Raw genomic sequence first — 6,993 nt, 5'->3', positions numbered from 1 at the left:
CGCCAAGGCGCAGATGAAGAGTGCTGACGCGAAAGACGTGGCCAATGAAAAGTCAGCCAAAGCGCAGAACAAGGCGAGCGACGTAAAAGTTGAAGCGCGCAAGGACGCGGCATCGGCAAAGCGCGACGCCGACTACGCGGTAGCGAAGGAGAAGTGTGACGCCTTGGCGGGTGATGCAAAAACCAGTTGCATCAAGGAGGCGATGGCGCGTTTTGGCAAGTCGTAAGTCGCCTTCGATGGGATGCGGTTTTTTAATGAAATGTTCAACAACATAGAGGTAGCAATATGAAAACGATACGGAAATATTCAATGAGCGTGGTTGCAGCGGCAACGCTGATTGTTCTGAGCGCTTGTGCCGGGATGACACACCAGGAAAAAGGTACCGCCACCGGTGCCGTTATCGGTGGTGTCGCAGGTAATGTCGTCGGTGGCGGCGTTTTGGGAACCGCGGCCGGCGCAGCCGTCGGCGGCGTTATCGGTCACGAGATCACCAAGCCATAGTCATGCACCTGCAGCGATGCAGGCGGCAGCTGGGCAGGGTTCCGCGCCAGTCCTTTGAGGGGTCGGCGGGAACCCATTTTTTTCGAGAAGTTCAGGCTTCTGTCCGCATGTTTCGTGGTGTCAACTTTGACGCTTATGTCGACAACTTTTACAGTCCTGCGCACCTATTCCCAGGTGGCGCACGTAACGAGTTGATACATAAGCGAAAAATTGTATCGGCACGGATGTTGCATATATAAATAAAGCGCCACGGTGGCTCGTCGAACTTGATGGTTTTTGAAGTAATCCCCAACTAGGAGAAGAACATGAAAAACGCACCCAGGCATGCAAGCAATGCCAGTTCACTCAAATCATGGTCAGCGTTAGCGCTGACGGTACTGGCTGTGTTTTGCGGCTCCTCCCCGGCATCGGCGACGCCAGTGCTGGGTTCAGATTTGGCGAGCTTTACAGTTCTAGGCGCGTCCACCGTGACCAATGTCCCCACCAGCACCATCAGCGGCAATGTCGGTGTCTGGTCCAGCGGTGGTGCGAATGCCATCACGGGCTTTCTTTCCTCCCCCGGCGTTGCGGTGTCGGACCCGCAGGTGACTGCAGGAAACGTGCACGCGGGGACCACGACCGGTAGCCCGAATGCGATGCAGGCCCAGACAGAACTCACCACCGCGATAACGAATCTTGGATCTCTGGGGCCGGGCACCGTATTGTTGCTTCCGGACCTGGTGGGACTCACGCTCTTTCCGGGTGTTTATACCGTTCATGCGGGAACCACCAATCTGTCGGGGACGCTAACCCTCGACGGCCAGAGCAACGCCAACGCGGCCTGGGTTTTCCAGATGGATAGCTCACTGATCACCTCACCCAACTCGGTCGTCAGCATGATCAATACCGGTGCCGGTGCCGGCGTGTATTGGAATGTCGCCAGCTCCGCGACCATCGATACCAACACCACCTTCCTGGGGAACATCCTCGCGCTCACCAGCATCAGCATGAACACCACCGCGACAGATCTTTGCGGGCGGGTCCTGGCCGATACCGGTGCCGTGACTTTGCAGCAAAACACCCTCTCTGGCGCCTGCTTCGGCGAGCTGGCTGGCAGCAACGGTTTGAGCGGTGGCCTTGACGTAACGACGAGCCCCGCCGGACTGACGACGGTCGCTTTTCTTCCGTTTGTCCCCGTGAACGGGGGCGAAACCGTACCCGAACCAGGCTCGTTGGCTTTGCTGGGACTCGGACTCGCGGCACTTGGCTTTGCTCGGCGCAGCCGGGGCTGATTTCGTTTCCAAACACAAACCGTGCAGCAAAGAAAAACGCGGTGGCAGCCTGTCAGGGGCAGCCACCGCGTCAGCGGTTCAGTCAAACGATTGTTTAGTGCTTTTTGACCGCGTCCTTGACGGCGTCCCTGGCATTCTTGACGACTTCCTTGGCGTCGCCCAGGCTCTGCTCCGCTTTGCCCGTAGCCTGTTTTTGCAAACCCTTCGCTTGTTGCTCTGTGTTTCCCACTATTTTCCCAGTTTGCTGTTGAATTTTGCCGGCGAGATCTTTGACAGCGCCGTGGACTTGATTTTTATTCATGAACATTTCTCCTGAAGTTGATGGATGCTGACCTGGAGCCCATAACACAATGGCCTCAATAATCAATGCTAGGGTCTTGTCCGGAACTCCTCTGTGTGTTGGCGCACATAGACGCGGTTTTTTTTGGGCTTGCGCCGTGCCCATGACTTTGGTCACTTCCCGGCGCAAGGCGTCGGCCCTAAGATACCCTGATCATGGGAGCCGCGCCGCCAAGTCACGCTGAAGCACCAAAGTCCTCGGGCATGCTGGTGGTGGATGACCATGACCTGGTGCGCCTGGGTCTGCGCACGCTGGTGCAATCGCACGCTGCTGCCAGCGGGCGGGCGGTACAGGTGTTCGAAGCACGCACCCTGCAAGAGGCGCTGGCCCTGTACGGCGACCAGCAGGCGGCCATCGGACTGGTGCTGCTCGACCTGCACCTGCCGGACGCGCATGGCTTGTCCGGCCTGAGCACTTTCATTGCGCACTTTCCCGCCGCGAGCGTGGTCGTGCTGTCGGGTGTGAGCGACCCGGCCCTGATGCGCGAGGCCATGGCCCGCGGCGCCAGCGCTTACCTCGCCAAATCGGGCGATCTGCAGCAGGTGGTGAGTTACATCCGATCGCAGGGTCTGTTGAATCCATCGGCGGGGCTGTCTGGCGGTGCGAGCGAGCCGCAAGCGCCGCCAGCTGACGACACCGAGCCCGTCGGCTTGCGTGTCGTGCGCACGGCGCTGGGAGAGTCCCTGCAACTGACCGCACGGCAGGCGCAAGTGCTTGACTGGATACTGGCCGGCCAGTCGAATCGCCAGATCGCCGACCAGGCCCATCTGAGCGAAGGCACGGTGAAGAACCACGTCTCCACCCTGCTGCTGCTTTTCGGCGTGCGCTCGCGCGCCCAACTCATCAGCCAGTTGCGTTGACACAGGCCGTCGTGACCGTGCCCAGCCCCGAAACCGCCCGTCGCGTGCTGCGCGAGCAAGTCGCCGCGCTGTACGCCATCTCCTGGAGTTCGACGCTGGCCGGTACCCTGCTGGCGTGGGCCATGTGCGCTATCTTCTACTGGCGCCTGCAGAACCCCATGGTGCTGGTCTGGTTAGTCCTGAATTTCTTGCAGTTGCTGCGCTACCCGTTGACCTCGGCCTACCATTGCGATCCGCAGGCCGCCGACCGCAGCGAGTTCTGGGCGCGCCGCCAATGCCGTGAACTCCTGATCTACAGCAGTGTCTGGGGTTTGGCGCCCTGGCTGTTCATGCCGACTGACGACCTGCCCATGACGGCGTTGATGATGCTGCTGATCCTGGGCCTGTGTACCGGTGGCGTGCCGGCCGTGGCGCCGCGCTGGCCCTCGGTGTTGAGCTTCGTGGTGCCCATGATGCTGGGCCTGATCTCGGCCTTGGCCTGGCGCGCCGATGCGGTCCACCTGTTTCTGGCGGTCTGCAGTGTGGTGTACCTGGGCGCCACCCTGCACTTTGCGCGTCAGCAAAACCAGCTGCTCACGGACGCGCTCTTGATGCGCTTCGAGAAAGAGGCATTGGCTGACCAGCTGGCGCAGCAGATGGCCGTGACTCAGCGCGTCAGCGAGGAAAAGACACGTTTTTTTGCCGCCGCCAGCCATGACCTGCGCCAGCCGCTGCACGCCATCGCCCTGTTCGGCGCGGTGCTCGAAAAAGACCTGAAGGGCCGGCCTGAGCACACCCATGCCGCGCGCCTCATGCGCGCCGTGCATGCGCTCGGCACTTCGCTGGACACCATGCTCGATGTGTCGCTCCTCGATGCCGGCGTGATCGTGCCCGAGCGGCAGGCCGCGCCACTGAACCCCGTGTTCCAGTCGATCAACCAGTTGTTTGCCGCGCGTGCCGACGAGAAGGGCCTGCAGCTGCGTCTGCGCGCCAGCCCGCTGTGGGTGCGCACCGACCCGGCCTTGCTGCAGCGCCTGCTGGCCAATTTGGTGGAAAACGCCATCAAGTACACCCCACGGGGCGGCGTGCTGGTGGTGGCGCGCGCACGCGGCAGCACGGTGTGGATCGATGTGCGCGATACCGGCATCGGCATCGCGGCTGAACATGTGGGCGCCATCTTCGACGAGTTCTACCAGGTTGACAATCCGGGGCGCGACCGCACTCAAGGCCTGGGTATCGGTTTGTCGATCGTGCGGCGCTTGTCCGAACTGTTGGCGCACCCGGTGCAAGTGCATTCGCGCCCGGGCCGGGGCAGCCGCTTTCGGGTCGCGCTGAGCGCGGCACCGGCCCAGGCGCTGTTACCGGCAGCGCGGCCCGACGCGGCGCTCGAACCGCGCGTGTTGCCGCGGCGCGTGCTGCTGATTGACGACGAGGCCGACATTGGCGACGCCGTGGCGGCGCTGTTGGGGTCCTACGGTGTCGCGCTGGAAGTGGTTCGCGATGAAGCCATGGCCATCGCCGCCTTCACCCACGCGGCGACGCAGGCCGCGCCATTTGACGCTTTGCTCTGCGACTACCGGCTGGGCGGTGGCGCTGACGGGCTGGACGCCGGCCTGCGTTTGCGTCGGCGGTTTGACCCCCGGTTGCCGCTGCTGCTGGTCACCGGTGAAACCGCACCCGAGCGCCTGCAGCGGGTGCGCGACTCGGGCGTGCGCGTGCTGTTCAAGCCGGTGGCGGCCGAAGCCTTGCTGGCGGCCTTGGCGTCGCTCAAGCCAGCTGTTTGATGTACATCGCCCCCTGACGATTGACCCATGACTTTCGGCACTGGTGCACGCGCTATTTGATTTGTATCCTCGGGCGGTCACACACGCGCCCGCAACAACTCAGGAGTCGTCATGCAAGCTGCCACACACCTAACACCAGCCGGCAACGGAGTCAGGGGCAGGCACTTGGCCCAGGGCGCGTTGCGCGCTGCCCTGTTCAGGCTGGCCGCCGGCATCGTCGTCGCGGCAGGGCTATCGGCTTGCAGTGGTGGCACCGACCTGCCGACCTCGGCGTCAGCCGTGATCGGCGCGGCCGGTGGCACGCTCGTCGGGCCCGACGGCGTGCAGGTCGTGGTGCCCGCCGGTGCCCTGAGCCAGTCCACCACGCTGAGCATCGCGCGCAGCTCGGTGGGTGCGCCCACTACCCTGCCCGAGGACAACCCACCCGGCCCGATATATGAATTCCTGCCGCATGGACTGGTCTTCAGCAAACCAGTCACCATCCGCATGCAGGTGCCGGGCAACGCCACAGGCAGCACTGTTTTCATGGCCAGTCCCGGCCAAGACTGGCAAGCCTATGGCACCACGGTGGCGGGTGGTTTCACCGAATGGCCGCGCAACAGCTTTTCCTGGATGTTTGCAGGCAATTGTCAGCCGCACAACAGTTCGCCCTACTCTGCCAGCAACCCCGACCCCTACCCATGCGTATACCCTGCCGGCTCGACCACCGCCAGCGCAACGGTTGCTTCGGACATCACGGCCATTCCGAACCTGGTGCCCACCTATTTCAGCCCGGTGGCAAACAACCCGATTTCGTGGGTCGTCAACCAGGCCACGACCGTGCAGCTGAACCTCAGATACGCCGCCGCACCTGACTGCCAGAACGCGCGTGTCAAGCTGATACGCTGGGATCCCGCGGCCCCTCTGTCCACGCCGAATCGGGTGACGACGGTGTACGACCAGCCCGTTGTGTTGACCCCGACCACTTTCACGCAGACGGTGGGAGGCTCCTATGTTCGCGGCGTCGGCAACACAATTGTCCCCATCGCGTTCTCGTATTTGGACAATATCACCCTCGGAACCAACGGATCTCAGGGCACGCACGCGTTTGGCTACTCGTTCTCGTGCAACCGTCCATTGCGGCCGACACTGTCCGGCGGTGACGTGCTGACCTTCATCGCGGCCATCCCGGTACCCAGCGTGACCTACACCATCGGCGGCGCGGTGAGTGGCCTCAGCGGCGCGGGCCTGGTGCTGCAGGACAACGGCGGCGACAACCTCGCGGTGGCGGCCAGTGGTTCCTTGGCCTTCGCTACCGCCATCGGGTCGGGCGCACCTTACGCCGTGACCGTGCTGACGCAGCCCGCCGGTCAGACCTGCACGGTGACCAATGGCAGCGGCACCGCCAATGCCAACGTCACGAATGTGGCGGTGAATTGCGTCACAGGCGCCACGGGCTATAGCATCGGCGGCACCGTCAGCGGACTGGTCGGCACGGGCTTGGTGCTGCAAAACAATGGGGCGGACAACCTGAGCTTGACCGCCAGTGGCGCATTCTCCTTTGCCACCCCGGTGGTGGCCGGCGGGAGCTACAGCGTGTCGGTGCTGACCCAGCCTTCGGGCTCCACCTGCACGGTGAGCAACGGTACTGGCACGGCCAATGCGAACGTTGGCAATGTCGCGGTTACCTGCACATCTAGCGGGTCACTGGCGCTGGTGGCGAATAGCGGCGTCACCAATGGCACCAACGGGCTGTCCGTCTACCGCGTCAGCGCTTCCACGGGCGCCTTGTCGTTCCTCAGCAGTGTCAATGCTGGCAATGCGCCGTATGCCGTCGCCATCACGCCGAACGGGCTGAACGCGTACGTCTCCAACCAATTGGGCGACTCCGTCTCGTCGTACAGCGTTGACAGTGCTACCGGTGTGGTCAGTCTGTTGGGTTCACGCGTCTCAAACAACGCCTCTGGCATCGCCATGGACCGGTTGGGACGCTATATCTGGGTCGCTAACTACGGCTGGAACACGGTGCAGGCGTTTGCCATTGGCTCGAATGGCGTACTGGCAGCGGCTGGCGCACCGCTGGCGACCACGAGCTCTTTGCCCTACGCCATCACGGCGCACCCGACCCTGGATTTCGTCTATGTCGCCCATCAATCGTCGAACTTCGCAGTCAGCGTCTACAGCGTCAACCCTGCCAGCGGCGCCCTCACGCTGCAACAAACGGTCACCAATGTCATCGTTTCGCCGACCGGCATAGTGATTGATCCGAGTGGCCGCTT

Annotated in this window: 6 protein-coding genes and 1 pseudogene; 6 read left to right on the top strand and 1 reads right to left on the bottom strand. The window is 62.8% G+C overall.

Features of this window, described 5'->3' with window-relative positions; genetic code table 11:
• From B3V69_RS07415 to B3V69_RS07405, 3 genes and pseudogenes are all read left to right on the top strand, one after another.
• A pseudogene (locus B3V69_RS07415) lies at nt 1–226 on the top strand (hypothetical protein); the annotation flags it as partial.
• Between the two features lie 59 nt (nt 227–285).
• Nucleotides 286–501, top strand: coding sequence for a glycine zipper 2TM domain-containing protein (locus tag B3V69_RS07410; protein ID WP_296445215.1), 216 nt, complete (start codon nt 286–288; stop codon nt 499–501).
• A gap of 305 nt (nt 502–806) precedes the next feature.
• Nucleotides 807–1,772, top strand: a complete 966-nt coding sequence (locus B3V69_RS07405) for an ice-binding family protein (RefSeq protein WP_296445213.1) — start codon at nt 807–809, stop codon at nt 1,770–1,772.
• A 94-nt stretch (nt 1,773–1,866) separates the two neighbouring features.
• Here the strand turns inward: B3V69_RS07405 and B3V69_RS20650 are convergent, their stop codons facing one another.
• Nucleotides 1,867–2,241 carry a CsbD family protein gene (locus B3V69_RS20650; protein WP_349679202.1) on the bottom strand — a complete coding sequence of 125 codons (375 nt, stop codon included), beginning with the start codon at nt 2,239–2,241 and terminating at the stop codon, nt 1,867–1,869.
• A 74-nt stretch (nt 2,242–2,315) separates the two neighbouring features.
• On the opposite strand from B3V69_RS20650, the gene B3V69_RS07395 reads away from it, so the two are divergent.
• From B3V69_RS07395 to B3V69_RS07385, 3 genes are all read left to right on the top strand, one after another.
• Nucleotides 2,316–2,972 carry a response regulator transcription factor gene (locus B3V69_RS07395; protein WP_296445211.1) on the top strand — a complete coding sequence of 219 codons (657 nt, stop codon included), beginning with the start codon at nt 2,316–2,318 and terminating at the stop codon, nt 2,970–2,972.
• The gene (locus tag B3V69_RS07390) at nt 2,969–4,735 is read left to right on the top strand and encodes an ATP-binding response regulator (protein ID WP_296445208.1); all 1,767 of its coding nucleotides are present in this window, start codon (nt 2,969–2,971) and stop codon (nt 4,733–4,735) included. The genes B3V69_RS07395 and B3V69_RS07390 overlap by 4 nt, the downstream gene beginning before the upstream one ends.
• Before the next feature lie 111 nt (nt 4,736–4,846).
• Nucleotides 4,847–6,993 (top strand): beta-propeller fold lactonase family protein (locus tag B3V69_RS07385; RefSeq protein WP_296445207.1); only part of this gene is annotated, 2,147 nt, incomplete at its 3' end.

The organism is Rhodoferax sp. UBA5149 (assembly GCF_002413825.1).
Classification (GTDB): Bacteria; Pseudomonadota; Gammaproteobacteria; order Burkholderiales; family Burkholderiaceae_C; genus Rhodoferax.
The sequence above is the reverse complement of the archived record's forward strand: the minus strand, read 5'-3'. Positions and strand labels throughout refer to the sequence as shown.